This window comes from Citrobacter freundii complex sp. 2025EL-00176 (genome assembly GCF_053309355.1).
This window is the reverse complement of record NZ_JBRYHT010000001.1, coordinates 255,786-281,373: the sequence shown is the minus strand read 5'-3', so window position 1 is coordinate 281,373 and position 25,588 is coordinate 255,786. Positions and strand designations below refer to the sequence as shown.

Below are 25,588 nucleotides of genomic sequence, written 5' to 3'. Positions count from 1 at the left end.
CAGGAGGACCCGACCAGAAAATCTATGATTAGAAGCGAAGGCTTTGACAACGTTCTTAATTTTATGACAGAAATAAAAAAGCATTACCTTGAAAGGTAATGCTTTTTCACTCGAATTGAGTCTTATAACTATTAAATTAATGTAATTTTAATATCATAGCTTTCAAGCCCAGTCATTTTTTCACGGGCAGTAAACTGGATGTCGGAAACTTCTTTTCCTGTCTTTTTTTTGAGTTCAATAATTTTTTTCGTAATGAATTCAGAAATATCCGCTTCAGTTTTTCTTTTTAAATCTTCAACGTTCATTGTTTACCTCTCTTGATCTCTAACATATCCACGCCAGGCATGTTACATTCCCCATGGAGCACTTTTAAAAGCGCTGACATGCTTAAAAGATAGAATGGAAAGACCCAATAATCAAGAGGTTGCAGTACAATCCTCATACAATAATAGCTCACAAACCACACAAACCGCTGAGCTGAAATCTGGGTCGATAACGAAACCATCAGATATCATTTCAAAAGCTTCGATGCTGCTTCGAGAATCTCTTCGGAACTGACATCACGATCGGAGGCTACATAAACTATTTTATGGTCTCCTGTCAGAGATGGAAATCCCGCAGACATCACGGGTAGATGAGCTTTTTCCCCATTAGGAAACTCACGCATTATCGTTGTAATACCCTTCATTACGGATACAACTACTGCTGGTTCGGAGTTAAAAAAAACAATTACTTTTTTCATAATTATACCGTGATGGTTCTTACATAAATGAACGGTTAAGCATACAAAAAAGGCTCCATAAGGAGCCTGAAATTTATTTTCTAAAATCTAACGAAGACTGACTAGAGCGAATGTATAGTGCAACATTATCAAATGTTATCATTGTTGATTTGCAAAAAATACATTTTGCTCCGAAAGGATTTTTTTCAGTAACATCAAAGCTTGACGTTCTGTACTGAGATCCGTGACAACACGGGCATCTGAAGTGAATATTGTTAGTGATAACAGTACCCTTATACAGCCACGACATTAACTGCTGAGGGGCCTTTAGGTCCCTGTTCAACACTAAATTCTACTTCCTGATTCTCATTCAGTGTCTTGAAATCATTGCTCTGGATAGCAGAGAAGTGTACAAACACATCTTTACTGCCATCTTTAGGGGTGATAAACCCAAAACCTTTTTCAGGATTGAACCATTTAACTAAACCAGTCATTTTATTAGACATAATAATTACCTTAATTGAGTGAGCCCTTGGGCAGAATGGTCCGAAAAAAATTATCAGAGAGAAAAGCTAACAAGGAAATCTCAACAGGAACAAGAAATAAAATTATTACAGCGACTGCTTCAGATAAATTCGTAACAAACCAGAGATTCATTAACGCATGATTAACCAAACATAGCAAGGTTTAGTTTTGTAAGGAAATCACCCATGATTTTGAACATAAAAATTATTTTAAATGGCTAAAATTGAAAATTATGCCATGCTGCTTAAGACCTTTATCTATCACCCTAAGTTGTCAGGGATTTTTGACTCACGGACGAGTCGTATTTCATTCATTGGACAATTCAAATGTAGTACCTATAAAAAGTACTAACCTCTTAATTTTTCGCTTTATTCAGCATCTTTCTATGCGGTCCACTATTAGTATTCCTTATGGCCCCATAAATGCTTTCACAAGTCAATCCGGCATTGAAGCGGTCGTCAGCAATCTCAGCATAATATTTAGCTTCTGCTGTAATACTTCCGAACATGTCGGCAAGCATTGTGGCGTCGGCTCCGGCTGTTTTGCTTCTGGCGGAAGCGGCAATATTTGCGGTGTGCTTTGCGGCGTCCAGGTGGATGGCAAGTTTGGTTGCTTCGTTGCGCAACTGGCTAACAGTAACAGACAGACTAGCAGCAGTAGCAGCTGCTTTAGCGGCTTGTGCTTGTGCATCTTTAACGGCCTCATCACGGGCAATAATTCGCCCCTGTTCAATAATACGGGCGACAATTTGGACATTAGCTTCCTGAGAGGATTCAGCGCTGTCGCGTTCCGCCCATTTCTTCTGCCAGCCACGGTCGCTCCAGACGCTTCCGGCAAGAAACGCACCGGCCACCAGCAGCAGCACAGCAAATATTTTATTCACTGGTCTATCCCCCAGCATGTCAGCGCACTTTCTTGATCCCGTCGCTCTACCTGACCGTAACAGCCATTTTTCTGACCTTTTGTCAGGCGACAATCGCGGCCGCCGTCTTTAATCCACCAGCGGATCGCTTCACAGGCGCCTTCACGGTCGCCAGTATTTATTCGCTTATAGAACGTAGACGGGAAACATTTTCCGGGGCCGATGTTATATGGGCAGAAAGATGCGATCCCGGCTTTCTGTGGTTCGGTCAGGGGTACCTTGATATTTTGCTCAACCCACGCCAGCGCCTTGTCGCGTTCTATGGCGTTCACCTGGGCGCATTTCTCAGAAGACAGCTTCATACCCTGAACTACTGGCTTACCGTCAACCATCGTGGCGCCACGGCAAATGGTCCACACTCCGCCGCCGTCGCGATATGCCGTCAGGCTGTTACCCTCTTTCTCATCCAGAAACTGATCGAGAATAACGGGTGCGGAAGCCCCCGCAAGAATCAGACCAACGACCGCTGCGCTCAGTTTATTCTTCAGCTTTGGTGGCATTGCCATTAAGCCGGTCCTCCCTTTCCTTTTTCCTGTAATACCAGTTCACTGCACAGGTGATAACAGTGCATGCAATACCGACAATAATTGCCCAGTCGCTCAGGCTTAACCCTGCAATTCTGTCGGCCAACATCCAGGACACCTCTTTTGCTGTTTTAGCTGTTTCGGCATATGCCTTCGCTGATACACCGCAGCCGGTCAGCGTGGTTCCTGTTCCATATGAAAGTCTGCTGTAAATGGTGCTCATTCTGGTCATAGCCCTACCTCCGATTTTTCGGATGGCGTTGTGTGTAATTAAAGGGTCAGGCTTCACGGGCTGGATTTATCAACAAAGCACGTAGTGAGTGATACCCGTGAGCCTGAAATGAAAAAGGCTGCCAGTTGGCAGCCTCGAAGTGAGTTAAGTTGTTTACATTGGCGGAGAGAGAGGACCTTCTAACACCTCTGCTTCACCGTTATGGCAAATGTCATCCCCCCTTGTCAGATGCCAGACACCTGTGATTGTTTTACCCGATTCCAGATCATCAACAGTGTCATTCGTGTAGTACGCTACCTGTACAACACCGACATGCTGAATCCAGTAATACCCTTCTTTCATACATTCCTCCGCGATACTCAGCAGATAGTATAGAGCGGAACAGATAATGCAGCGTTGCCAGAAGCCACAACTCAATGTTTGCTGTCCATGGTGCTCATTCTGGTCATAGCCCTACCTCCGATTTCTTCAGATGGCGCTGTGTGTGATGAAAGGATCAGGCTTCACGGGCTGGATTTATCAACAAAGCACGTAGCGGATGTTTCGCGTAAGTCTGCAACTAGTGAAAATGTCTGAAATATCAGAGTGTTCATTAAAACAACTCGATAAGTGTGGTAAAATCTGGATATATACCTTTAATTCACTTTGTACCATTGATTACTAAACCCTGCCCCTTTTGCGGGAAATTGATTACCTTACATGCCCTGATGTGCCCACATTGCCAAACCGTAAACCCGTTTGTGAAGGCAGTTAAAAGAGAGAGATTTAAAAACGTTTGCCTCACCGCTATAGTGATCACCTTGGCAGGAGTTGTTATCTGGTTCTCTTTTTGAACATAAATTTATGTCGTTTGCACAAAATCCGACCTGCTTACCTTTCATGCAAAACAAAGTCGGCTGGGACGAACAGGAGGGGAGAGTAAAAAATCCGTTCAAATAACCAGTTCAAAAACAACATTGTTCCTGAGAGGAGAGTTCTCATCAGCAGGTTCTTTGCGAAACTGTTTTCTTAGTGCTATTCCCGCAAACACTGTCTTCTCGGTGCCTCATCACAATCAATCTATACTCGTTATCTTACTAATGGCTATATCAATTCAGTCACCGATATTTTTTATCAGCCCACATCTTTTCATAAAAATAAGATTTTCTGGGCAAATTAAGGTAAAGTTGAAGTCCATCCATCAAGGAAAAGCCTATGTCAGAACGTAAAGATTCTAAATCACGCCGTAACTATCTTGTCAAATGCACCTGCCCAAACTGTACCCAGCAATCTGAACACAGTTTTTCAAGAGTACAAAAAGGTTCCCTTTTAATCTGTCCTCATTGCAATAAAGTATTCCAGACGAATCAAAAAGAAGCAGCCTGAATCTGTTTGAGATACTGTTTCTCGCACAGAATCACTTCATCTGTATTTTAAGATTAATTAAGCTACAGATAATAAAAAACCCGCTGGCTGCGGGTTTAGTATTTTCCTATTAAATGAATAGTAATTATGGTGATATCTGGGAAAACCATCCCCTTGCGTACTTTATCGTGTAAAGCAAGCAGTCAGTCTCTACCGTTATACTTTTCGTGCAGTGAACCTACACTCAACGACAATGGTCAGCATACTTTCTCATTCGAGATTGAGATGAAATATGCTTACCGTTACCTTTAATGCCGGATCAGTAACATTTTAACTCTACTGATCCAACAATACTTCCATTACTTCTGTCAATATGTCTACTCAGGTCTAAACCGTCTTCGTTATCGCATATTAGTTTAAGTTCAGAAAAAATCAGGCAGCAACAACGTTTTCGGCTGAAGGCCCTTTTGCACCTGCAGTAATACTGAACTCAACTTTTTGACCTTCATTCAGCGTTTTAAAACCACCACTTTGAATGGCAGAGAAGTGAACAAACACATCTTTGCTACCATTATCAGGAGTAATAAAGCCAAAACCTTTAGACTCATTAAACCATTTTACTAAACCAGTCATTTTATTAGACACTGATAATTCCTTAAATTCTATGTAGCCTTACGGCGAAAAGGTTTTCGCACACAATCTAATTAGTAACGATAAGAAGGCTCAAAAGGAAGGATTATCAGTGATAACGCTTGAGATGAGAACTGCTTTACTAAACCGCTTTAATGGGTCTGTGTACCAAACCAACCACTCATTAATCACACAAGTCACAAACAATAGCAAGATATTTTTTCATTAAAAAATATTCGCTAAATCTGAGAAATGGTTACTATGGCAACAGAATCAGTATTTTTGGTCCGCGACAGTAACCCGATAGTCATTATCTGTATAGGCAACAAAACGAATACTTCAATCTTATCATGTACCTATAAATAAACTTAAGTTATCATAGTTAAATTCCAGAAAAGTTTTTTTACTCTGTTTTTTCTTGTCCTGGTGAATTAGTCGCAACAAAGAGAATCATATCACCTGACCAGTTAACTCAAATACAATGGCAGTATTTACAAATACTATGCCCCTTTCGTTTCATAACTGTGTATTATCAGAGTAAGGAAATTAAGAGTTTCGAAGGAGACAAAATGCAACGACAAGAAATGACATCATCAAAAATTAAATTTATTGGTTACTATCCATTGGAAAAAATTCTGGAGATAGGGTTTGTAAATTCTTCAACTTTCCAATATGTCGGTGTTCCAGAAAGCGTCTATAACTCTTTTCTAACAGTACAATCTAAAAGTCGTTTCTTTGATGGAGTTGTTAAAGGTAAATTCTTGTGTCGAAAAACCGGGTGATTCAAGAAAATTACGCCGTACAGATTTTTGCTGTTGATAACGTAAAACTACGCTCTGTTCCTTCCTGTTTTTGTCACCCACCAGAACAGGAAGTTGGTACCCAATAAAACACCACGCCCGTCTTCGTTACCTCTGGTTAAAATGAATCTTTGCAATACAGGAATTCAGACGGCTTTCGAATTTTCAGAAAACAGAAGCGCCACCACCTCTGGCAGGGCTTCCGTGACTAAAATGCTTCAGATACAACTTCACATGATTAGAAGCATACACGACAACTTCGGACAAAATCAAGTCCTGCGTCGCGAAAATGCTAGATATCACACACATTGTCACACAAACTGGTTATATCCTGAAAAGTTGAATCAGCTTTATGCTCTTGCCTGTGGCAGATGTCCACCAGCGATTCCATGAACGGTTTCCAGTTACGGGTCCATGTTCTTACATGCAGATCCGGCAGACGTCTGAGAATCGCTTTGTGAGCAGCCGTAGACGGTACCGCAGGGAATCCATTTCCGCTGCAGCGTTCGCAGGTTTTAAACACCGGCACACCACGTTCTTTTGTTGCGATGCGGTCGAGTACCTCACCTTTACCTCCGCAACGACACCTGGCACTTATCGCCCCCTTCCCTTCACAGGCATCGCAGACCGCTGGCACAATCTCCGTTACCTCTGTCCATTTCTCCCAGTCTGAGGGACGAACAGCGCGGGATCGGCTGGCCCAGTACGGCGCTTTACCCCACGGGTACGAAACCTTACGTGTGACCTGTTCGCGGGTTGTTCTTCCGCTACCGCGGCAACAGTGACATATCACACTGGTCGCCGCCGAACGGGAATATTCAGCAAAGGCAAATTGTGCCAATATTTGCATGCACCATCCGAACTGTCCACCAGCTGCTTTGCGAACATTCTTTGGTGCGGCGTCCATCGCATATCGCGCCAGTGCCTGAACTGCGAGCTGTTCATCCGCTTTGCTGATACCGGCCTTTCCGAAGAAAGCAGCCAGACCGAAGCGCGCACGGCTGCTGGTGGTACCAATCGCCGCCATTACATCTGTTCCTGTAAGGCGGTCCGGAGATGTTCCTTTCACGTCGTCGGTGATGTGCATTCCCTGAGGGCTAAAATGTTTGATTGATGCTTCCAGTTTCATGCGGCCACCTGCTGTTTTTTATAGAAAACCAGCTCACGAACCTGATCGCCATTCATGAGCATATTGTTGAAATCATCGTGATCCGGCCAGTACACGCTCACGCGCTGCAGGTCATTTTTAGCCACCAGATTTGCGTGAGCGCATTCGTAGGCAGCAGCCAAACCCGTAGCGCTGTTCTCGTCACGGTCAGCAAAAATAATCAGATGCTTAACGCCTGCCGGGACCCGGAATTTCTTCATAAAATTGGCGGTCATGGTCGCCCAGGTATTCACTTTGTAAATCTGGTAAGCAGACAACGCAGTTTCGATCCCTTCAGCAATGCCAAGTGTGCTGGCGACCGGGAACATACGGACAGCAACCGAACGAGCGTGATCAAGATAGTTATCTTCCTGCAGCGATTTCTGCCGCTTGGCGCTGGCCCCGATGTCAGCCTTTTTTGCGCCATCCAATAATGTCTGATGGAGGTAACACAGCTCCCCTTTATCGTCTGTTGCCAGTGAATAAATAGACTGGTACACCCGTCCGTTATGCCGTTGCTTGGGGTTAAGCCGCACGGCCTCAGCCGGAAGTTGATAAATACCGCGTGAGTTAAGGTATTCAGCGGCGCATGTACCGCGCAGAGGTGACATTTTTGAGAAATTATTGAGCACCTTTCTCCGAAGTTTGGAAGCGTCGCTAGCCTCGGGAACTTTGTCACGTCTGAACGTATTGCCGATCAGAGCATCGATTTCGCGGCAAACCTCGTTGAATGGTTTCCCCTGGGTTTTGGTAACCAAGTCCATTCCCGTACCGCAGCCGCAGGTGCAGATCCATGTTCCTGCGCCGTCGCGGTCATCGATGCGAAATTTGCCAACCGAATCACACAGCGGGCATTTCCCTTTAAAGTGGTTTTTACCGGTGATTGGCGGCAGTCCGTAATGCTCAAAAATCATAGCCCACTGGCCTTTTGCTGCTTCTACCGTTTTCATGCTCGTTTTCCTAACTGCTGTCTGATCTCACTGACGTGGTTAAGCGCCTGCTGAACTCTTGCCGCGTTCGGCTGCTCTTCTGCCTGCTTTTGCAGGCGCTGCTCTTTTTCACGTTGCTTAGCAAAGGCGATCCGCTTGTGCATAATGAAGTTCGAGACTGTTGGTGTGATTTCCATCGGGTAATCGCTCAGGCCGTTAGGCCATTCGCCAAACCGTTCGCGGAAGGTGTGAGAACACCAGGCATCGCTGACAGGCTTTTTCCCCAGCGATACGCGCTGGCGCTGATAGAATTTGATCTGACTCCACCAGTCCTGTTTTTCTGCCTTCGTCGGCTGGCGCGGCTCGCTACGCAGTTTTTTGAGTTTGCGCTCGGTGTCGGTATCAATGTCCTCACCGGACAGCGGCTTGTGGCCACATTTAGGGCAGACATAGACGCCAGCAGGCTTCATGAAGTGGCATTGTGAGCATTCGTGAGGCAGCTTCTCTGCTCGTTCCTCAGCTGCGCGGCGCGCACCCTCCTCCATCCCGTCTGATTTACCCGGAAGATCGTCGTATTCGATAGAGTCCGGATAGCCCAGGCGGTGCACGGTGCCGCTGTGATCGAAGATGAGGCAGGACTCTTTACCCGGTGCGGTGCGCAAGCCACGCCCTAGCGCCTGCAGCCAGCGAATTTCGCTCTTAGTTGGCCTGGCGTAGATAATGCAGCGAACATCGCTGTCGAACCCGGCAACTAGCACCCCTATACTGACGATGATTTTTGTGGCGCCAGTTTCGAAGCGGTGAATGATGGTTTGGCGTTCTTCCGCAGGCGTATCTGCAGTCATAATCTCTGCATTTACGCCTGCCTGGTTAAACTGAATAGTCAGAAAATTAGCGTGGTCTACGTTGACGCAGAACGCGATTGTCGGCAGGTCACGGCCATTCTCCAGCCAGTTTTGGACGATATCGCCCACCAGCGTTGAACCGCACATGATCTCCGCCAGTTGCGCCTCGTTGTAGTCGGTACCGTACTGCAGGGACGGAGAGGTTTTAACCCCTTTCAGATCCGGCTTTGTGGGCGCGTAAAATTCGTATTTACTCAGGTCGCCGCGCTGAATCAGCTCGCCGATGGTGGTTGGCTTAATCAGTCGGTCATAGTATTTGCCCAGGAACGGAGAAAACGGTGTCCCCGACAGGCCGATCACTTTCACGCCTTTTTCGCGCAGGCGTTCGATATCCTGCAGGATGCGTTTTTTTCGCAGGTGCGCTTCGTCGATAATCAGCAGATCGATATTGTCAGGGAACACGCGACGAATAAGCGTATCAGCGCTGGCAATTTGTATTTTGAGGGAAGGATCGTAGTTTGGGTGATCCGCCCAGACATAGCCGATTTCATCACTCGGCAACCCATACTCCACAAAACGGTTTGCAGTTTGGGTAATGAGGATCTGGTAAGGCGCGCAAAACATTACTCGCATACCACGACTGACGAACCCGGCAACGATGAAGGCGGCTAGGCCTGTTTTACCGCTGCCCGTCGGCGAGTACACCATGAAGGTTTCTGTATCCTTCCAGTTACGGCGCAGCTGGTTAAGTGCTCGTTCCTGTGCAAAATTCGGTGTGATCATCAGCTGCATTGTGCGGCCCCCGTGGTGATGAGATAATAATTCTGTGATGTGGTTTTCATGGATTCCCCCTCACATGGCTGGTGGCTTCCCCAAAGGCTGCCAGCCTCTCTTCTGATTCAGCTCCCCTGAAAAATCACTCTTCCAGAAAGAACTCTTTTTGTTTCTCAGCGCCTGAGCGCTTTGTACTGCCTTGCTGATACAGACGTTTTTTTAATTGCGCCCTTAAGACAGTGATCTACTAAACCAATGGATCTCTCCTGTTGGAAAAGACCCTATTCCTACCCCTACACCCAATCCCCCCTTACCCCCCTTTCCCTCTTCCCCATAAAACGTACTACTTACCTAGTACATACAGGGAGTTGAGTTAGTGGGTTGCCAACCTGAACAGGCACCTTTAATCCTGTTTTTGTCCGGGTACCTTTAAACCCGCAACAGTCAGGAACGCGTTGGCGTTCCTGCCAGGGGTGGTTCGGCGGTATACCCCTGTAAAGCCCTGCCGTGATTTCTCACAAACAGGCGAAGCCGCATATTTGCTTCATGCCTTGCCCGGTTCTCCTTGCGGTAGGAAGCGGGTTCAGACTCGAACGTATCCTGATACACAGCGGCATAACGCTGAATGGCTTTTTGCCGTGCTGCTGGCGTCAGGCTCAGTAACTGCTGCTTGATCCAATCGGCATCGGCCTGGCTAAAAGCCACGGGCATATCAACCGGTTGATAATCAAGAGCCATATCACTGCTCTTTTTCTGGCTTTGGGAATAGCTCCGGCAAGTCAGGTCTGATTTGATATGCAGCTACTTGGCCACTGGCCGCAGCCACAATTTTCAATACATGCTCGGCCTTAACTTTTTTCCCATGACGCCATTTCCAGACCGTTGCTTGCGATACACCACACTGCTTTGCAAGCGCGCCCTGGCTTCCGGCACATCTGATTGCTATATCGATAGGCTCTGAAATCATAAACCCCCCTTAGTAATTAAATATTACTTTAGCGATTAGAGTAATTACTTGCAAGGATGCCAATTACTTTTTGACTTGATTCTTCATTTGGTCTAAATTTTTAACAACTTTTGGAGTAATCATTATGTCGAATAACACTTTTGCAGATAGGCTAACGGAAGCCATGAGAGCGGCGGGAATGACTCAAGCATCCCTGGCTAAATTAGTTGGGATGTCGCAATCAAGTATTTGGAAGTTAACGTCAGGCAATGCCTCTGGCTCGCGCAGAACAGTAGAGCTAGCAAAAGCTCTGAATGTTCGACCCGAATGGCTTGCTTCAGGTGAAATGCCAGTAAGCGATCAATCTTCTGAGCTGCTGCCCATGAAGGTAGTGGAGTCTGTTAGCACTGGCGCTTACAGGGTTGAGTTGCTGGATATACAGGCGAGTGCAGGCCCCGGCACATTTTTGTCTTCTGAGTTTATCGAAACCATTCGCGCCATTGAGTTCACAGAGGAGCATGCCAGAAGCATGTTTGGTAACCGGCCTGCTTCCGCAATAAAAGTGATTACAGTTAGGGGCGACAGCATGGAGGGAACCATTGATCCAGGTGACTTTATCTTTGTTGACACAACGGTTAATTACTTTGACGGCGACGGAATTTACGTGTTTGTGTTCGGTAAAACCATTCATATAAAACGGCTGCAGATGCAGAAGAACAGCTTGGTTGTCCTATCAGATAACAAGCTGTATAGCTCTTGGCAAATTGATGCCACTGATGAAGATCAGTTCCACGTTTTAGCGAAAGTATTAGTTAAGCAATCTGCCGCGATCAAGCGTTTTGCCTAACCCCTCCAACTTATCGAATCAGACCGCTTAGGCGGTCTTTTTTTTTGCTTATCAAACAACAAATTACTTTAGAAATTAAAATTAAAATCACTTTAGTGGTTGACCTTTTCCGTATAACGATCCATCCTTATTACAACTTAAGTAATTAAACGACATTCTTAATTGCTTAACTCACTTAATGTAGGAGGGAGCATGGAAACCAATAAAACAGTTCAATTAGACCGACTTGAAACAAGCGATATGCTCATGAACTGGTCTCACGATCTACGCTGTTGCTCTGCTTCTTTATGGCTATTACTTGAAACGATGGTTAGCCAGGAAGAAGAACGTGAGCATGCTCTTATAACTCTGGTCGTTAAAACACTGGAAGAAGTTAACGACAAAATTGTAGATTTCGATACAAATAAACTTTGAAATTAATTTATCAATAAACTCCTTTAATGGTGCGAACAAACTCACCTTGAGAAATATTTTATGAAAAATAATAATGTTATTCAGTTACCAATAGTTAATCGTACATATCGCAAATCAGTCGTTCTCTATATTAATGACGTAGCAAAAACCGCAGAAACAGCAAATAAGTACGCTCAGGAATTGCGCGCAGAATTTATTGAATTGCTCATGCCAGCAATCACACGCACTGATGTGAAGGTGGCTGGGCGATTCACATCGTTACTTAATGAACTTTGCTTCATGACCACAATGACAATGAAGAACACTTCAAAAATGGGGGGCAATAATGACGTTTCTGAAAGATAAAGAAGCACACAAGACAGCAAAGATCTTTGCCTCTTATGGAAATAGTTATCTGCATATTGCAAACCTTTTTCTGCGCAAGGCTTACGGGCGGTAATTATGAACATATTGATTGAGAACCGTCGCCGCCGACTTGTACAGGTAAAACTGGCATCACTAAAAAGAAGGACTGGTAATTATTTTCAGATAGTTGACATGAATGATGGAACAAAACTCCCTGTCGAACTGGATAGCGACATTTTAACAAAATCATTAATAAAGTTTTTCGAAACAATGATTCATGAAAATCATAAACGAGCCGAAGCTGAAATATTAATTTCAAATCATTATTCAAATTGCACCGGAATTAACAAGCTAACACCGCTTGGCGTGGATTTTATGAATGCTGTTATTGCAACGCTGGCTGAAGAGTTAACGAATAAACAGGAGACTCAGAATGCAAGTTAACCAGCAAATGATGACTTATCAGGGAATGCAGATTCCCCGCCCCGTGTTGAACGTGGATCTACATGTGCTTCCTGATTTCACAGGGCGCGTTGTTCTTTACATCGAAAAAGGTCGTGTGACATGCGACCGCCGGCTGTTCGACGACGAGCACATTTGCTCACTGGACACTTTTATTGAAATGGTTCGCGAAGCGGGGCTACGCCTTGAGGAGATATCAAATGACTGTTAGCAAAAATGAAAACGTTAAACAACTTGTCGCCAGGCTAAAAGAAATACACCAGCAATCCAACGTCACAATTCCAGCCTGGATGCTTGACGAAAACCGCTATGGCAAAGGAGATCTAACTTTAAACGAGCAGCATGAGTGGGCAGAAACCATCTGCCAGTCCATGCGCAGTACTGTCGCCCTTCTCTACCTGATTGAATGCGAAAAGCGCTGGGGCCTTCGTGACGGTGAATACCAATTTAAAACTGGTGAGTTTGTTTTTGGCTTAACGCGGGAGCTTATCGAAAACCTGTTAATTGAGCATGTAGAAGGGACACTGATAGAGCACAAGCCTAAAGAACGGTATCTAGCTGTATTCCAGTTCTACTATGCCAACGATCAGCGCCTGAAAGAAGACGGTCATTCGTGGTTTGCAGAGTTTATCGACGACATGTTTGCAGATCTAGCTGTCCGGCTACGTGCTGGAGAAAAGCTGCCAGTGAAACAAGTTTTGCATTAAGGGGTAACGAGGATGGCAATGAAAACTGAATTAGCACCAGTAGCGGCTCGTGACTTACAAATCGTCGAGTATCGCGGTCAGCGCGTTGTGACCACTGAGCAGCTGGCGAGCGGGTATGGTACTGATATTGTCAACATCAAGATGAACTATTCACGCAACGCTTCCCGCTTTGCTCAAGGAAAACACTTCTTCAAAGTCACAGGGGAAGAGCTGGCAAATTTGCGAGTGACTTTTAGTTACCTGCAAATTTCCAACAAAACCCGCTCTCTTATGTTGTGGACAGAGCGCGGTGCGGCCAACCACGCAAAAATGCTGGAAACCGATCAGGCATGGGGTTACCACGAAGACCTAGTGGAGTTTTACTTCACACAGCGCGACGCCATTTCCGCGTCAGTAAGTCAAGCAGCGCTTGGCCGTAAAGAACTGGCGCTGATGGTAATCGAGGCCGAGGAACACGCCGAAGCAGTTGCACTGGAAAACAAAACCCTCAACGCCACAGTTGAGAGTCTGGAGAAACATTTCACTAAAGGTATGACCATCCCGGCGTTCTGCAAAGCGCTGAACGGCGTCAACATCAACAAAATGATGTGGTGGGCGTTCGGGCGGGACTGGGTGTTCAACGAACAACGCGACCCTGAAAAGGATCCGCGCTGGCGTGTAGCTTCCTATGCCCGCGATAAGTATCTGACTGAAGACCAGACGCAGATCACCCCACACGGTAAAGATGCTTTCACGAAGTTTACTCCGGTATTGCTGGAGAAAGGCTGCCACCGCCTTTACCAGTTATACATGAAAGGCGATCTGCCAATGAAAAAAACCTGGAATGGCGAGTACAGCCACGATAAAGCGATTTATACGCCGGAGGGTTGCGGGCATGAATAAGCAATTCTGGTATCCCGCGGGATCATTACAAGAAGCACATCAGCAAGCTCTGACATGGGTGTCTGATGCCTACATGTTCCACTTAGTCAGCATGCATCATCACCCGGTGTACCGCCATCAGTACGGGGATATTTCACTAGGCCAGCCAGCGCTTAATGCCTTTATCGATTCGTATCTGGAAGACAAGGGGTGGGATATGGAAAGACGCCGGGCGCATTACATCAACATGCTCGATCTTATTAGATATATGGGTCGAAAAAACTCAGATTTCATTGACTGGGGAACAGTGCCGACACTAACTCCTCGAGGGGTGCGCTGGATGAATGCCTGTTTCTCAAGGCTGGGAGAAATGGTTAACAGTAGTGATGGCTGGGATAGGAGTGTCAGTAAATTCAGAGTGGGTGACTAATGAAAAAGACAATAATCGACACTGACAACTTGAACACAATCAGCGATTGCCTGCAGCAACTGATTAATGCTGAAGAGGCACAGATCAGTATTGAAGAACAACTGGCGAGATCGAACAGTAGCAGCGACTGGAGTACATGGCGCAAAAAGGCAGAGAACGCGCTGCGGCTGATCAAAAGTAAGCGCCGCATCATCACAGCCCGTCTGGCGATCCTGCGTCATGAGGAAAAAGAACGCAACCTGCAGCTACACCAGCAGCACAATGATTTTCTGGTTCAGGCTCTGCGCGAAATTGTAACGCCCTCCTCTTTTGCGCGGTGCGTACGTCTGGCTAAAGAGAAAGTGGAGGAGATCCATGCAGACCAGTGCTGATGTCGTTCTTTTGCTACCGAATGACTGGGTTAGCGAGAGGGTTTTGATTGCAGTTACCGGGCTTAAACCCGGGACCATCACCCGTGCCAGAAAAGAATCCTGGATGCTGGGTCGCGAATATCTGCACGTCTCACCAGACGGTAATCCCAAACCTTCGAGCGAATGTATGTACAACAGGAAAGCGATCGACCTTTGGATCGAGGCACAGAAAAAAAACCAACCTGGTGCGCAGAAAGCATGAAAAGCAGTACACTCATCCATGCTCCTGGACGTCAGGAGGGATTAATGGCTAATGCATCATACCCGACAGGCGTCGAAAACCACGGCGGTTCACTCCGCATATGGTTTCTGTATAAAGGCAAACGTGTCAGGGAAAACCTCGGTGTCCCTGACACAGCCAAAAATCGCAAGATAGCAGGTGAGCTTCGTTCATCGGTCTGTTTTGCAATAAGGATGGGGAATTTTAACTATGCGGAAAAATTCCCAAACTCGCCGAACCTTGCCCGGTTCGGTCAGGATAGAAAGGAAATTACTGTGCTGGAACTTACCGAAAAATGGTCTGAGCTGAAACGAATGGAGATCAGCACAAACACCATGAGTCGGTATGAATCCATCATAAAAAACATGCTTCCGCGCATTGGCGAAAACAAGTTGGTTTCAGCGGTTACCACTGAGGATTTGCTGTACGTAAGGAAGGAGTTGCTGACAGGTTTTCATGTGATGAAGAAGGATCACCGGACGCAGGTAAAGGGCCGGAAGTCTTCCACCGTGAACAATTACATGATGCTGATGGCCGAGATCTTCCAGTTTGGCACTGATAACGGCTATGCAAAAGAAAACCCGTTTAGCGGAATTAACCGCCTCAAGAAAGCAAAGGGTGAGCCAGACCCACTCACGACAGACGAGTTCATCAGGTTTATCCAGGCATGCAGCCACCAGCAGATGAGAAATCTCTGGTCACTGGCAGTCTATACCGGAATGAGGCATGGGGAGCTGTGCGGTCTGGCCTGGGAAGATATCGATTTGCATGCCGGGACCATCACTGTGAAGCGCAACCTTACCCAGACGGATGAGTTCACCCTGCCAAAAACAGACGCAGGCACTGACAGGGTCATATATCTCATTCAACCAGCTATTGATGCCCTGAGGAATCAGGCCCAGCTTACGCGCCTTGGCCGGCAATATGAGGTTGAAGTGAAATTACGGGGATATGGCCAGTCAGTCATACATCCATGCACTTTCGTTTTCAGCCCTCAATGCGTAAAACGTGGGCCACGAAGAGGATATCACTACGCGGTTAATTCCATAAATAAAATTTGGGGTCCGATAATCAAGCGCGCCGGAATACGGTACCGCAACGCCTACCAGTCTCGACATACCTATGCGTGCTGGTCATTGTCTGCGGGAGCGAACCCAAACTTTATAGCAACTCAGATGGGGCATGCAGATGCACAGATGGTTTACAAGGTATATGGAAAGTGGATGTCAGAGAAGAGCGCCGAACAGGTATCTCTGCTCAACCAGGCACTTTCACGTTTTGCCCCATCACTGCCCCAAAGCATGATAGTAGCGCAGTAGAAAACCTTAAATTCAAATGGTTAGCAGCCCTATTGCTACATGTTCATAACACGCGGCACGAATTGCCCTCGACCAGAAAGACAGCTTATGGTGTGATCGGGGTTCAATAAATCGCTAAACAGGGTATACTCCAGCGGTTTTCTTAGTTGTTTATTGTACTAAACGCTCCCGTGAGAGGATGCTACTGCGCACCTATGACACAATTCGCTTCTCCTGTTCTGCACTCGCTGCTGGATACAGACGCTTATAAGTTGCATATGCAGCAAGCCGTTTTTCACCACTACTATGATGTACAGGTAGCGGCTGAATTTCGTTGCCGTGGCGATGACCTGCTCGGTATTTACGCCGATGCTATTCGTGAGCAGGTGAATGCTATGCAGCACCTGCGACTGCAGGAGGACGAGTACCAGTGGCTCTCCGGCCTGCCTTTCTTTAAAGCTGATTACCTCGCCTGGTTACGCGATTTCCGCTATAACCCGGAACAGGTTTGCGTCACCAACGATAACGGCAAGCTGAACATCCGCTTAACCGGTCCATGGCGTGAAGTGATCATGTGGGAAGTCCCGCTGCTGGCGGTTATCAGCGAACTGGTGCACCGTTACCGTTCGCCTGAATCAGGCGTCCCACAGGCACTCAATGAGCTGGAAAGCAAACTAGTCGAATTCTCTGCTTTAACGAAAGATGTCGATATGTCCCGCTTCCATCTGATGGATTTCGGTACGCGCCGTCGTTTTTCACGCGAAGTACAGCAGGCTATTGTTAAACGCTTGCAGCAAGAATCCTGGTTTGTCGGCACCAGCAACTACGATCTCGCCCGTCGTCTGTCATTAACCCCGATGGGTACGCAGGCGCATGAGTGGTTCCAGGCTCATCAGCAAATCAGCCCAGAGCTTGCCACCAGCCAGCGCGTTGCCCTTGCCGCCTGGTTAAATGAATATCCTGACCAACTCGGGATTGCCCTGACCGACTGCATCACCATGGACGCGTTTTTACGCGACTTTGGTGTCGAGTTTGCGACCCGTTACCAAGGCTTACGTCACGACTCAGGCGATCCGGTAGAATGGGGTGAAAAAGCCATTGCCCATTATGAAAAACTGGGGATTGATCCGCTGAGCAAAACGCTGGTGTTCTCAGATAACCTTGATCTGAAAAAAGCGATTGAGCTCTACCGCCACTTCTCTTCTCGCGTGCAGTTGAGTTTTGGTATCGGGACACGGCTAACATGTGATATTCCGCAGGTTAAGCCGCTCAATATTGTTATCAAGCTGGTGGAATGTAACGGTAAACCGGTGGCGAAGTTATCTGACAGCCCCGGTAAAACTATCTGCCACGATAAAGCGTTTGTTCGTGCGCTACGCAAAGCTTTCGATTTACCGCATATTAAAAAAGCCAGTTAGTCCTCACAGGGAGCCACATCGGCTCCCTTTTCGCGTTTATTTCCGAAATCTTTCACTCCAGCTACGAATTCTGCTTGTCTGATTGCAGATGCCAGGTAACATAGGTATACCCCCCATTACGGGTGGACATGTGTTTATATATCCGACTATTAACAGAGAGAATATTATGAGCGTTGTGCCTGTAGCCGACGTACTCCAGGGCCGCGTAGCCGTTGACAGCGAAGTCACCGTGCGCGGATGGGTGCGTACCCGCCGAGATTCAAAAGCTGGCATCTCCTTCCTCGCCGTTTATGACGGTTCCTGCTTTGATCCTGTACAGGCCGTCATCAATAATTCTCTGCCCAATTACAATCAGGACGTATTGCGCCTGACAACGGGCTGTTCAGTTATCGTAACGGGTAAAGTCGTTGCGTCGCCTGGACAGGGACAGAGCTTTGAAATTCAGGCCACTGAGGTTGAAGTCACGGGCTGGGTTGACGATCCTGACACCTACCCAATGGCGGCCAAACGTCACAGCATTGAGTATCTGCGTGAAGTCGCGCATATGCGTCCGCGTACCAACATGATTGGTGCGGTAGCGCGTGTACGTCATACGCTGGCGCAAGCGCTGCATCGTTTTTTCCACGAGCAGGGTTTCTTTTGGGTATCCACGCCGCTGATCACGGCTTCCGATACGGAAGGTGCAGGTGAAATGTTCCGCGTTTCTACGCTGGATCTGGAAAACCTGCCGCGTAACGATCAGGGAAAAGTCGATTTCGATAAAGACTTCTTCGGTAAAGAAGCCTTCCTGACCGTTTCCGGTCAGTTGAACGGCGAAACCTACGCCTGCGCCCTGTCCAAAATTTATACCTTTGGCCCGACGTTCCGTGCGGAAAACTCTAACACCAGCCGTCACCTGGCGGAATTCTGGATGCTGGAGCCAGAAGTGGCTTTCGCCAACCTGGACGACGTGGCAGGCCTGGCTGAAGCCATGCTGAAGTATGCTTTCAAGGCCGTACTGGCAGAGCGCGCGGATGATATGAAATTCTTCGCTGAACGCGTCGACAAAGACGCGATTTCACGCCTGGAACGTTTCATTGACGCCGACTTCGCGCAGGTGGACTACACCGACGCGGTTAGCATTCTCGAAAAATGCGGCAAACAGTTCGAAAACCCGGTTTACTGGGGTGTGGATCTCTCTTCCGAGCACGAACGTTATCTTGCTGAAGAGCACTTTAAAGCGCCGGTCGTGGTTAAAAACTACCCGAAAGATATCAAAGCGTTTTATATGCGCCTTAACGAAGACGGTAAAACCGTTGCGGCAATGGACGTACTGGCCCCGGGAATCGGTGAAATCATCGGTGGTTCTCAGCGTGAAGAGCGTCTGGACGTGCTGGATGCCCGTATGCTGGAGATGGGGCTGAACAAAGAAGATTACTGGTGGTATCGCGACCTGCGCCGCTACGGTACCGTTCCGCATTCCGGATTCGGCTTAGGCTTCGAGCGTCTGATTGCCTACGTTACTGGCGTGCAGAACGTCCGTGATGTTATTCCGTTCCCGCGTACTCCACGTAACGCCAGCTTCTAAACCTGAATTTTAATCCAAAGGCCAGCATTTCATTGCTGGCCTTTTTTGTAACCGCTTCGCGGTATAGAGATCCCTATCACACGTTAAATACAACCCTTCACCTCCCCCCTTCCTGTTACGTAATATTTCACCGCAACACATTTGCACAAAAAATAATCAGTAATTTTATTGTGGATTAGCATTTTCTGATTAAATAGTACATTTTTTAACCTCTCAAATAGCAATCCAGATGTCCATAAATTGCCTTCGGCAAAATCAGTCCTTTTAGTCATGACAGAGAAAAAGCGGTCTTAGCAAAATTAAACATAAGAAAATCATATAAATAGAAATAGCAGCGGCGATTTTTAGCGCGGAGACATCTGAAGTTTGAAGTTGTTCACAAAGTTGCATAAAAATAACATTTTGTTACACATTTTTTCTTTTTGAAACCAAATCTTTATATTTGTAGCACTTTGAGAGTAGCGAAACGGTAGTTTGAATGGAAAGATGCCTGTCAGACACATAAAGACACCAAACTCTCATCAATAGTTCCGTAAATTTTAATTGACGGAATTTATTGGCGGCAGTGGCAGGTGTCATATAAAAACCGATGAGGGTAATAAATAATGATGAAGCGCAATATTCTGGCAGTGGTTATCCCTGCTCTGCTGGTAGCCGGGGCAGCTAACGCTGCAGAAGTTTATAACAAAGATGGCAACAAAGTAGACGTCTACGGTAAAGCCGTGGGTCTGCACTATTTTTCCAAGCACAACGGTGAAAATGCCTACGCTGCTAACGGCGATCAGACATACGCCCGTCTTGGTTTCAAAGGGGAAACTCAGATTAACGACCAACTGACCGGTTACGGCCAGTGGGAATACAACTTTGCCGGTAATAACTCCGAAGGCGGTAGTGACGCTCAGGACGGCAACAAAACTCGTCTGGCATTTGCCGGTCTGAAATTCGGCGATGCGGGCTCCTTCGACTACGGTCGTAACTACGGCGTCGTATACGATGCACTGGGTTACACCGATATGCTGCCAGAATTCGGTGGTGATACCGCTGCTTCTGACCAGTTCTTCTCCCAGCGTAACGGCGGTCTCGCAACCTACCGTAACTCTAACTTCTTCGGCATGGTTGAAGGCCTGAACTTCGCCGTTCAGTACCTGGGCAAAAACGAGCGTGATGACGTTCGTCGCTCTAACGGCGATGGCGTTGGCGGTTCTATCAGCTACGAATTCGACGGCTTCGGTATCGTAGGTGCTTATGGTGCGGCTGACCGTACCGATGCCCAGCAGAACCCGGCTCTGCGCGGTCATGGCGACAAAGCTGAGCAGTGGGCGACCGGCGTTAAGTACGATGCGAACAACATCTACCTGGCGGCGAACTACAGCGAAACCCGTAACGCTACCCGTATCGCTAACGGTTATGCTAACAAAACTGAAGACGTGCTGTTGGTTGCTCAGTACCAGTTCGACTTCGGCCTGCGTCCGTCCCTCGCCTATACCAAATCTAAAGGTAAGGATATTGAAGGTATCGGTGACGTAGATCTGGTGAACTACTTCGAAGTGGGTGCGACTTACTACTTCAACAAAAACATGTCCACCTATGTTGATTACATCATCAACCAGATCGATTCTGACAACAAACTGGGCGTAGGCTCTGACGACACCGTTGCAGTGGGTATCGTTTACCAGTTCTAATAGCAGACCTCTTTGTTAAATGCCTTAAAAACAGGACTTCGGTCCTGTTTTTTTATCTCTGCTAGCGGATTCTTGCGTCTTAAAAAAACACCTCAGCTTTTCGTCAGTAACGGTTGGCATTTTGTAAATCTACCGTTAACCTGATAGCGGACTTCTCTTCTGTAATCACTATGGAACCTCGTCATGTTTGAGAACATTACCGCCGCTCCTGCCGACCCCATTTTGGGTCTGGCTGATTTGTTTCGTGCCGATGACCGCCCAGGAAAAATAAACCTCGGGATCGGTGTATATAAAGATGAGACAGGCAAAACGCCGGTACTGACCAGCGTTAAAAAAGCCGAGCAATATATACTGGAAAATGAAACCACCAAAAACTATCTTGGCATTGACGGTATTCCAGAGTTTGGTCGCTGCACTCAGGAATTACTGTTTGGTAAAGAGAGTTCGCTTATCAACGACAAACGCGCACGTACAGCCCAGACCCCTGGCGGCACTGGCGCACTGCGTGTAGCAGCTGATTTCCTGGCAAAAAACACCTCGGCTAAACGCGTTTGGGTGAGCAACCCAAGCTGGCCGAACCATAAGAGCGTCTTTAACTCTGCCGGTCTGGAAGTTCGTGAATACAATTATTACGATGCGGCAAACCATTCATTAGACTTTGATGCATTGCTGGCAAGCCTCAGCGAAGCGCAGGCAGGCGATGTGGTGTTATTCCACGGCTGCTGCCATAACCCAACCGGTATCGATCCTACGCTGGAGCAGTGGCAAACGCTGGCTCAGCTTTCCGTCGAAAAAGGTTGGTTGCCGCTGTTTGACTTCGCCTACCAGGGTTTTGCCCGTGGTCTGGAAGAAGATGCGGAAGGTCTGCGCGCATTCGCCGCGCTGCACAAAGAGCTGATCGTCGCCAGTTCCTACTCCAAGAACTTTGGTCTGTACAATGAGCGCGTAGGTGCCTGTACGCTTGTTGCAGCCGATGCTGAAACCGTTGACCGCGCGTTTAGCCAGATGAAATCAGCCATTCGCGCTAACTATTCCAACCCGCCAGCCCACGGCGCATCCGTAGTCGCTACGATTCTGAGCAACGACGCGCTGCGCGCCATCTGGGAACAAGAGCTGACTGATATGCGCCAACGCATTCAGCGCATGCGTTTACTGTTCGTGAATACGCTGCAGGAGAAAGGGGCAAGCCGCGACTTCAGCTTTATCATCAAACAGAACGGCATGTTCTCATTCAGCGGCCTGACCAAAGAGCAGGTTCTGCGCCTGCGTGAAGAGTTTGGTGTCTACGCCGTCGCCTCCGGACGTGTAAACGTAGCCGGAATGACGCCAGATAACATGGCGCCGCTGTGCGAAGCGATTGTCGCAGTACTGTAATCGATAGCGCGCAAAAAAGGCCGCAATAGCGGCCTTTTTTATTCTTCAACGGTTTTACCAGACAGGCATTTCATCCTGCAGGAACGGGTTATGCAACCGTTCGTTACCCAGTGTAGAAAGTGGACCGTGACCCGGAATAAACGTCACGTCATCGCCCAATGGCAACAGTTTACGTTTAATCGAATCGATCAGCTGACTGTGATCTCCGCGAGGGAAATCACTGCGCCCTACGCCACCTTTGAAAATCACGTCACCCGAAATCAGTAACTTTGATTGCTCATCAAAGAAGACCACATGTCCCGGCGTGTGACCCGGACAATGGAGCACCTGTAATGTGACATTACCCACGCTTATCCGGTCGCCTTCATTCAACCAGCGATCGGGCGTCAGCGGCTCACAATCTCCCAGGCCAAACATCCGGCTCTGAGCAGGCAGCCCCTCTAGCCAGAACTCATCTTCTTTTTCCGGGCCAATAACCGGTACACCATAATGCTGTGCCAGTTCAGCCGCCGCCCCTACGTGGTCAAGATGACCATGGGTAAGCAGGATCTGCATAAGCGTCAGACCGCTGGCATCCACTTCCTGTTTGATTTTCTCGGCATCGCCGCCGGGATCGACCAGCGCGGCCAGACGTGTCTGCTCACACCAGATTAACGAGCAGTTCTGGGCAAATGCAGTGACCGGAATAATACGATAGTTCATACAGCTCCTGTTTCATTAAGCTTACGGATCACCAGTGCCGTGCAGGTCCGGTGTCAATATGCACAAAGTTACTGCTGGGGTAGTATCCTACACCACCTGCGCGCATAGATAACGCAGCTTTGCGAATATTACTTAATGCGATGCCTTCAATATGGAAATCCATAGCCTGGCCTTTCGTGTGGTAGCTTTTCTTAGCGACACCACGGCTGCGCGCACGGAGTTCATTATTGGTATCGATTGAGCGATAGCCTGAGATCAGCTGTACGGGTTTACGCGTGCCCAGCAGGCCCTGCAGACGGAAGAGTTGGTCAAACAATCCCGGGTCAATGGATTTCACTTTATTGGCCCGAAAATCACGGAAAAAGTGGTTAAGTTTTGCTAATTCGTCCTGAATATAGCCCCTGCCATCAAAAAACTCTGCTTTTATTGACTCACCGGTATGCAGGTTATTCAAAGTCAATATACGCGGACGTGGGGTGGAGAGTGTGGCAAACGCAGGCGTAGGCAGGATGGCAGCGCCGAGGGCAATGCCACCAAGCGCCAGCAGTTTGCGGCGATTAGCGTCAAATTTGTCCATGGTATTAAGGTCTACAAGGTCAATGTTATCGTATGTATGCTCTAGCGCACGCGGGAAACCTTATCTGGCTAAGTAGTCCACGTCAAGGCTCCCAACCCCAGGAAATACGGGGCTTGCAGCCATTTAGCCCCATTTCCAACATAACTTACGACAATCATTTTCCTCGAACTGCTTCATTTATCTGATTAATTGTTCGGCTTTTGACACAATTTGTGCGCTGGATCGCGCTGTCAGATCGTAATTGTAAATATCTGTACGATACTGCGTCCGCCCATCCGCCCCCACAAACGCGGTCAGGTAGTAAAGATTGACTGGAATATTTTGACGAATATTCACGTACCGCGTATCCCCTTGCTTCAGGGCGTCCGAGATGCGCGAATCATTCCAGCCCGCATCCTGTAGCAGCATATTCGCCAGCTCAGATGCCTTATTCACACGCACGCAGCCTGAGCTAAGCGCCCGCGTATCTTTCTGGAACAGGTTGTGGTTTGGCGTATCGTGCAGATAAATAGCATCTGAACTCGGCATATTAAATTTATAACGGCCGAGCGAGTTACGCGCGCCCGGCGCCTGTTGGAAGCGGAACGGCAGATTCGATGCGGTGATGGTCGCCCAGTCAACCTGCCACGGATCTATCGTCTCTTTGCTATTCCAGCCGCGTATTACGGTATAGCCATGACGCTCAAGGTATCCAGGGTCATTCCACACCTTAGGCAGAATATCTTTACGTGCCAGCGTCGGCGGTACGTTCCACGGTGGGTTAACGACCACATTATTCAGCGCACTGCTCATCATCGGCGTTTTGCGATCGGGACGCCCGACAATAACGCGTGAGGCCAGCACCTGATTGCCGTTCTGATAATAAACCAGCGAGTAGGCAGGAATATTCACCATGATACCGGTAGATAAATCACTCGGAAGCAGGCGCAAACGCTGAATATTCAACGCCAGCACACCCGCACGCTGCGCGGGCGTTACGTTCAGCCAGTCACGCGTCGCGGGTCCAATTGCGCCATCGGCCCCCAGCCCCTGCCACGTTTGGAAACGCTTCACCGCCGCGACCAGATCACTGCTGTAAGCGCTACGCCCTTCTTTAGCAGCCGTACTGACGACTGATTCGAGCATCCCGGTACGGCGTAAGATTTCACGCAACGCGGGGATATCGTTACTCCACTCGCCAGGACGCAGCGTCGCGGTACTGGTTAACTGCGGCCAGGGACGCGTATCGCTCACCAGTTTTAGCAACGATTCATGCATAGCTGCATACTGCGGATGCTGAGGCGCCAGGCCGGTAATAAACGAAGTCAGTTGGCCATTGTCCAGCGCCACCTGCCATTGGTTGATCACGGAAATCGGCGGAGTTGCCAGCGCATAGGGCTTATTACTGTAGAGCCAGCGATTACCTTTGACAGGAATATTCGCGATAAAGTGCAGATATCCCATCAGGGCATCAGACAGCACGATGTCTCGCGCCTGACCGGTTACCGCCGGGTCAGTCAGCAATGCGACCCAGGTGGTGAATTGCGGCTGAAATCCGGCAATCGCTACCTCGGCTAACTGTTGCTGAAACGCTTTTACCGCCTCTCGATTTTCCCACATCGGTTTCATTTCGCGAGCGGCATACAGCAATTCCAGCTGGCTCATATAAACCGGCGTGAAGCCTGCGGGAAGTTGAGATTGTAATTCGGCGCGAGCGTTATCGACAGACACGCCCTCCGGCAGCGGTTGAATACCCGCCATGATAGCAGTAGCGGAAGACTGAACCTGCGGTTGCGATAACGCTGTTGGCTGTTCACTGACGGACGCTGAGCTATCGCCAGGGATCATTTCAGGCTCATCGGCCTGCGCATTGAACAGTGGAGCGAATGTTACGGCCAGGCACAAACTGATTGCCGACAGCCGACGACCACACATTTTATTAAGCAACATCCCTTG

At 47.9% G+C, this 25,588-nt stretch carries 34 protein-coding genes; 17 read left to right on the top strand and 17 right to left on the bottom strand.

Translation table 11 applies throughout. The features are described from left to right. Positions 1-131 precede the first annotated feature (131 nt). The 8 genes from ACVXHP_RS01375 to ACVXHP_RS01340 form a co-directional block, all read right to left on the bottom strand. Entirely contained in the window at positions 132-305 is a 174-nt protein-coding gene (locus ACVXHP_RS01375) for a GnsA/GnsB family addiction module toxin (protein WP_003841960.1), read from the bottom strand. A gap of 206 nt (positions 306-511) precedes the next feature. Continuing rightward, positions 512-742, bottom strand: coding sequence for a hypothetical protein (locus ACVXHP_RS01370; protein ID WP_032941334.1), 231 nt, complete (start codon positions 740-742; stop codon positions 512-514). A gap of 73 nt (positions 743-815) precedes the next feature. Continuing rightward, the gene (gene ymcF, locus ACVXHP_RS01365; protein WP_126319849.1) at positions 816-1,004 is read right to left on the bottom strand and encodes a cold shock small protein YmcF; all 189 of its coding nucleotides are present in this window, start codon (positions 1,002-1,004) and stop codon (positions 816-818) included. 10 nt (positions 1,005-1,014) lie between these two features. Next, on the bottom strand, positions 1,015-1,227 hold the full coding sequence (cspG, locus tag ACVXHP_RS01360) for a cold shock protein CspG (RefSeq protein WP_003841958.1): 213 nt from the start codon (positions 1,225-1,227) through the stop codon (positions 1,015-1,017). 374 nt (positions 1,228-1,601) lie between these two features. Next, the gene (locus ACVXHP_RS01355) at positions 1,602-2,147 is read right to left on the bottom strand and encodes a DUF2514 domain-containing protein (protein WP_126318639.1); all 546 of its coding nucleotides are present in this window, start codon (positions 2,145-2,147) and stop codon (positions 1,602-1,604) included. Beyond that, positions 2,126-2,674, bottom strand: a complete 549-nt coding sequence (locus ACVXHP_RS01350; protein WP_126318641.1) for a lysozyme — start codon at positions 2,672-2,674, stop codon at positions 2,126-2,128. Before ACVXHP_RS01350 ends, ACVXHP_RS01355 begins: the two co-directional genes overlap by 22 nt. Further along, positions 2,646-2,924, bottom strand: coding sequence for a phage holin (locus tag ACVXHP_RS01345; protein WP_003841952.1), 279 nt, complete (start codon positions 2,922-2,924; stop codon positions 2,646-2,648). Before ACVXHP_RS01345 ends, ACVXHP_RS01350 begins: the two co-directional genes overlap by 29 nt. Before the next feature lie 153 nt (positions 2,925-3,077). Further along, complete coding sequence (locus ACVXHP_RS01340; protein ID WP_003841950.1) at positions 3,078-3,266, bottom strand: hypothetical protein; 189 nt, start codon at positions 3,264-3,266, stop codon at positions 3,078-3,080. An 852-nt stretch (positions 3,267-4,118) separates the two neighbouring features. On the opposite strand from ACVXHP_RS01340, the gene ACVXHP_RS01335 reads away from it, so the two are divergent. Beyond that, the gene (locus tag ACVXHP_RS01335; protein WP_162835200.1) at positions 4,119-4,289 is read left to right on the top strand and encodes a YnfU family zinc-binding protein; all 171 of its coding nucleotides are present in this window, start codon (positions 4,119-4,121) and stop codon (positions 4,287-4,289) included. A gap of 411 nt (positions 4,290-4,700) precedes the next feature. Here the strand turns inward: ACVXHP_RS01335 and cspE are convergent, their stop codons facing one another. Continuing rightward, on the bottom strand, positions 4,701-4,913 hold the full coding sequence (gene cspE / locus ACVXHP_RS01330; RefSeq protein WP_005127641.1) for a transcription antiterminator/RNA stability regulator CspE: 213 nt from the start codon (positions 4,911-4,913) through the stop codon (positions 4,701-4,703). Between the two features lie 554 nt (positions 4,914-5,467). On the opposite strand from cspE, the gene ACVXHP_RS01325 reads away from it, so the two are divergent. Continuing rightward, positions 5,468-5,680 carry a KTSC domain-containing protein gene (locus ACVXHP_RS01325; protein WP_079938070.1) on the top strand — a complete coding sequence of 71 codons (213 nt, stop codon included), beginning with the start codon at positions 5,468-5,470 and terminating at the stop codon, positions 5,678-5,680. Positions 5,681-5,990: 310 nt separating this feature from the next. On the opposite strand, the gene ACVXHP_RS01320 is transcribed toward ACVXHP_RS01325, so the two are convergent. The 5 genes from ACVXHP_RS01320 to ACVXHP_RS01300 form a co-directional block, all read right to left on the bottom strand. Then, positions 5,991-6,827: an antitermination protein Q gene (locus ACVXHP_RS01320; RefSeq protein ID WP_447570714.1), complete on the bottom strand. Its 837-nt coding sequence runs from the start codon at positions 6,825-6,827 to the stop codon at positions 5,991-5,993. Further along, positions 6,824-7,795: a toprim domain-containing protein gene (locus ACVXHP_RS01315; RefSeq protein WP_079938072.1), complete on the bottom strand. Its 972-nt coding sequence runs from the start codon at positions 7,793-7,795 to the stop codon at positions 6,824-6,826. The genes ACVXHP_RS01320 and ACVXHP_RS01315 overlap by 4 nt, the downstream gene beginning before the upstream one ends. Then, entirely contained in the window at positions 7,792-9,411 is a 1,620-nt protein-coding gene (locus tag ACVXHP_RS01310) for a DEAD/DEAH box helicase (protein ID WP_191214982.1), read from the bottom strand. The genes ACVXHP_RS01315 and ACVXHP_RS01310 overlap by 4 nt, the downstream gene beginning before the upstream one ends. Positions 9,412-9,837: 426 nt before the next feature. After that, on the bottom strand, positions 9,838-10,131 hold the full coding sequence (locus ACVXHP_RS01305) for a hypothetical protein (protein WP_126318647.1): 294 nt from the start codon (positions 10,129-10,131) through the stop codon (positions 9,838-9,840). 1 nt (position 10,132) lies between these two features. Continuing rightward, positions 10,133-10,360 (bottom strand): transcriptional regulator, encoded by a 228-nt coding sequence (locus tag ACVXHP_RS01300; RefSeq protein WP_047345111.1) that lies wholly within the window; start codon positions 10,358-10,360, stop codon positions 10,133-10,135. A 124-nt stretch (positions 10,361-10,484) separates the two neighbouring features. Here ACVXHP_RS01300 and ACVXHP_RS01295 point away from each other — a divergent pair, with 124 nt between their 5' ends. From ACVXHP_RS01295 to aspC, 15 genes are all read left to right on the top strand, one after another. Then, positions 10,485-11,186 (top strand): XRE family transcriptional regulator, encoded by a 702-nt coding sequence (locus ACVXHP_RS01295; protein ID WP_126318649.1) that lies wholly within the window; start codon positions 10,485-10,487, stop codon positions 11,184-11,186. Positions 11,187-11,378: 192 nt separating this feature from the next. Next, the gene (locus ACVXHP_RS01290; protein WP_079936766.1) at positions 11,379-11,600 is read left to right on the top strand and encodes a hypothetical protein; all 222 of its coding nucleotides are present in this window, start codon (positions 11,379-11,381) and stop codon (positions 11,598-11,600) included. Between the two features lie 60 nt (positions 11,601-11,660). After that, positions 11,661-11,945: a hypothetical protein gene (locus tag ACVXHP_RS01285; RefSeq protein ID WP_232018020.1), complete on the top strand. Its 285-nt coding sequence runs from the start codon at positions 11,661-11,663 to the stop codon at positions 11,943-11,945. A gap of 96 nt (positions 11,946-12,041) precedes the next feature. Continuing rightward, a complete protein-coding gene (locus tag ACVXHP_RS01280; RefSeq protein ID WP_079936767.1) occupies positions 12,042-12,389 on the top strand; it encodes a hypothetical protein in 348 nt (115 codons plus the stop codon). Next, complete coding sequence (locus ACVXHP_RS01275; RefSeq protein WP_079936768.1) at positions 12,379-12,618, top strand: hypothetical protein; 240 nt, start codon at positions 12,379-12,381, stop codon at positions 12,616-12,618. The genes ACVXHP_RS01280 and ACVXHP_RS01275 overlap by 11 nt, the downstream gene beginning before the upstream one ends. Continuing rightward, positions 12,608-13,114: a hypothetical protein gene (locus tag ACVXHP_RS01270; RefSeq protein ID WP_200020305.1), complete on the top strand. Its 507-nt coding sequence runs from the start codon at positions 12,608-12,610 to the stop codon at positions 13,112-13,114. Before ACVXHP_RS01275 ends, ACVXHP_RS01270 begins: the two co-directional genes overlap by 11 nt. 12 nt (positions 13,115-13,126) lie before the next feature. Then, positions 13,127-13,996: an ORF6N domain-containing protein gene (locus ACVXHP_RS01265; protein WP_126318653.1), complete on the top strand. Its 870-nt coding sequence runs from the start codon at positions 13,127-13,129 to the stop codon at positions 13,994-13,996. Beyond that, positions 13,989-14,405, top strand: coding sequence for a hypothetical protein (locus ACVXHP_RS01260; protein WP_191214993.1), 417 nt, complete (start codon positions 13,989-13,991; stop codon positions 14,403-14,405). Before ACVXHP_RS01265 ends, ACVXHP_RS01260 begins: the two co-directional genes overlap by 8 nt. Next, the gene (locus ACVXHP_RS01255; protein ID WP_126318656.1) at positions 14,405-14,776 is read left to right on the top strand and encodes a hypothetical protein; all 372 of its coding nucleotides are present in this window, start codon (positions 14,405-14,407) and stop codon (positions 14,774-14,776) included. The genes ACVXHP_RS01260 and ACVXHP_RS01255 overlap by 1 nt, the downstream gene beginning before the upstream one ends. Further along, positions 14,760-15,017 carry an excisionase family protein gene (locus ACVXHP_RS01250; RefSeq protein WP_126318658.1) on the top strand — a complete coding sequence of 86 codons (258 nt, stop codon included), beginning with the start codon at positions 14,760-14,762 and terminating at the stop codon, positions 15,015-15,017. The genes ACVXHP_RS01255 and ACVXHP_RS01250 overlap by 17 nt, the downstream gene beginning before the upstream one ends. Before the next feature lie 44 nt (positions 15,018-15,061). Next, on the top strand, positions 15,062-16,354 hold the full coding sequence (locus ACVXHP_RS01245) for a tyrosine-type recombinase/integrase (protein WP_126318660.1): 1,293 nt from the start codon (positions 15,062-15,064) through the stop codon (positions 16,352-16,354). A gap of 194 nt (positions 16,355-16,548) precedes the next feature. Next, positions 16,549-17,751 carry a nicotinate phosphoribosyltransferase gene (gene pncB, locus ACVXHP_RS01240; RefSeq protein WP_200006992.1) on the top strand — a complete coding sequence of 401 codons (1,203 nt, stop codon included), beginning with the start codon at positions 16,549-16,551 and terminating at the stop codon, positions 17,749-17,751. Positions 17,752-17,917: 166 nt separating this feature from the next. After that, positions 17,918-19,318, top strand: coding sequence for an asparagine--tRNA ligase (asnS, locus tag ACVXHP_RS01235; RefSeq protein ID WP_200006994.1), 1,401 nt, complete (start codon positions 17,918-17,920; stop codon positions 19,316-19,318). 605 nt (positions 19,319-19,923) lie between these two features. Beyond that, complete coding sequence (gene ompF / locus ACVXHP_RS01230) at positions 19,924-21,000, top strand: porin OmpF (RefSeq protein ID WP_200006996.1); 1,077 nt, start codon at positions 19,924-19,926, stop codon at positions 20,998-21,000. A gap of 183 nt (positions 21,001-21,183) precedes the next feature. Next, positions 21,184-22,374, top strand: coding sequence for an aspartate transaminase (gene aspC, locus ACVXHP_RS01225; protein ID WP_316130259.1), 1,191 nt, complete (start codon positions 21,184-21,186; stop codon positions 22,372-22,374). 54 nt (positions 22,375-22,428) lie between these two features. Here the strand turns inward: aspC and ACVXHP_RS01220 are convergent, their stop codons facing one another. The 3 genes from ACVXHP_RS01220 to ldtD all read right to left on the bottom strand — a co-directional run bounded on the left by ACVXHP_RS01220 (position 22,429) and on the right by ldtD (position 25,582). Further along, a complete protein-coding gene (locus tag ACVXHP_RS01220) occupies positions 22,429-23,076 on the bottom strand; it encodes an MBL fold metallo-hydrolase (protein ID WP_316130258.1) in 648 nt (215 codons plus the stop codon). A 28-nt stretch (positions 23,077-23,104) separates the two neighbouring features. Continuing rightward, positions 23,105-23,653, bottom strand: a complete 549-nt coding sequence (locus tag ACVXHP_RS01215; protein WP_003831948.1) for a YcbK family protein — start codon at positions 23,651-23,653, stop codon at positions 23,105-23,107. A gap of 177 nt (positions 23,654-23,830) precedes the next feature. Then, positions 23,831-25,582, bottom strand: coding sequence for a L,D-transpeptidase (gene ldtD / locus ACVXHP_RS01210; protein ID WP_447570713.1), 1,752 nt, complete (start codon positions 25,580-25,582; stop codon positions 23,831-23,833). Positions 25,583-25,588 lie beyond the last annotated feature (6 nt).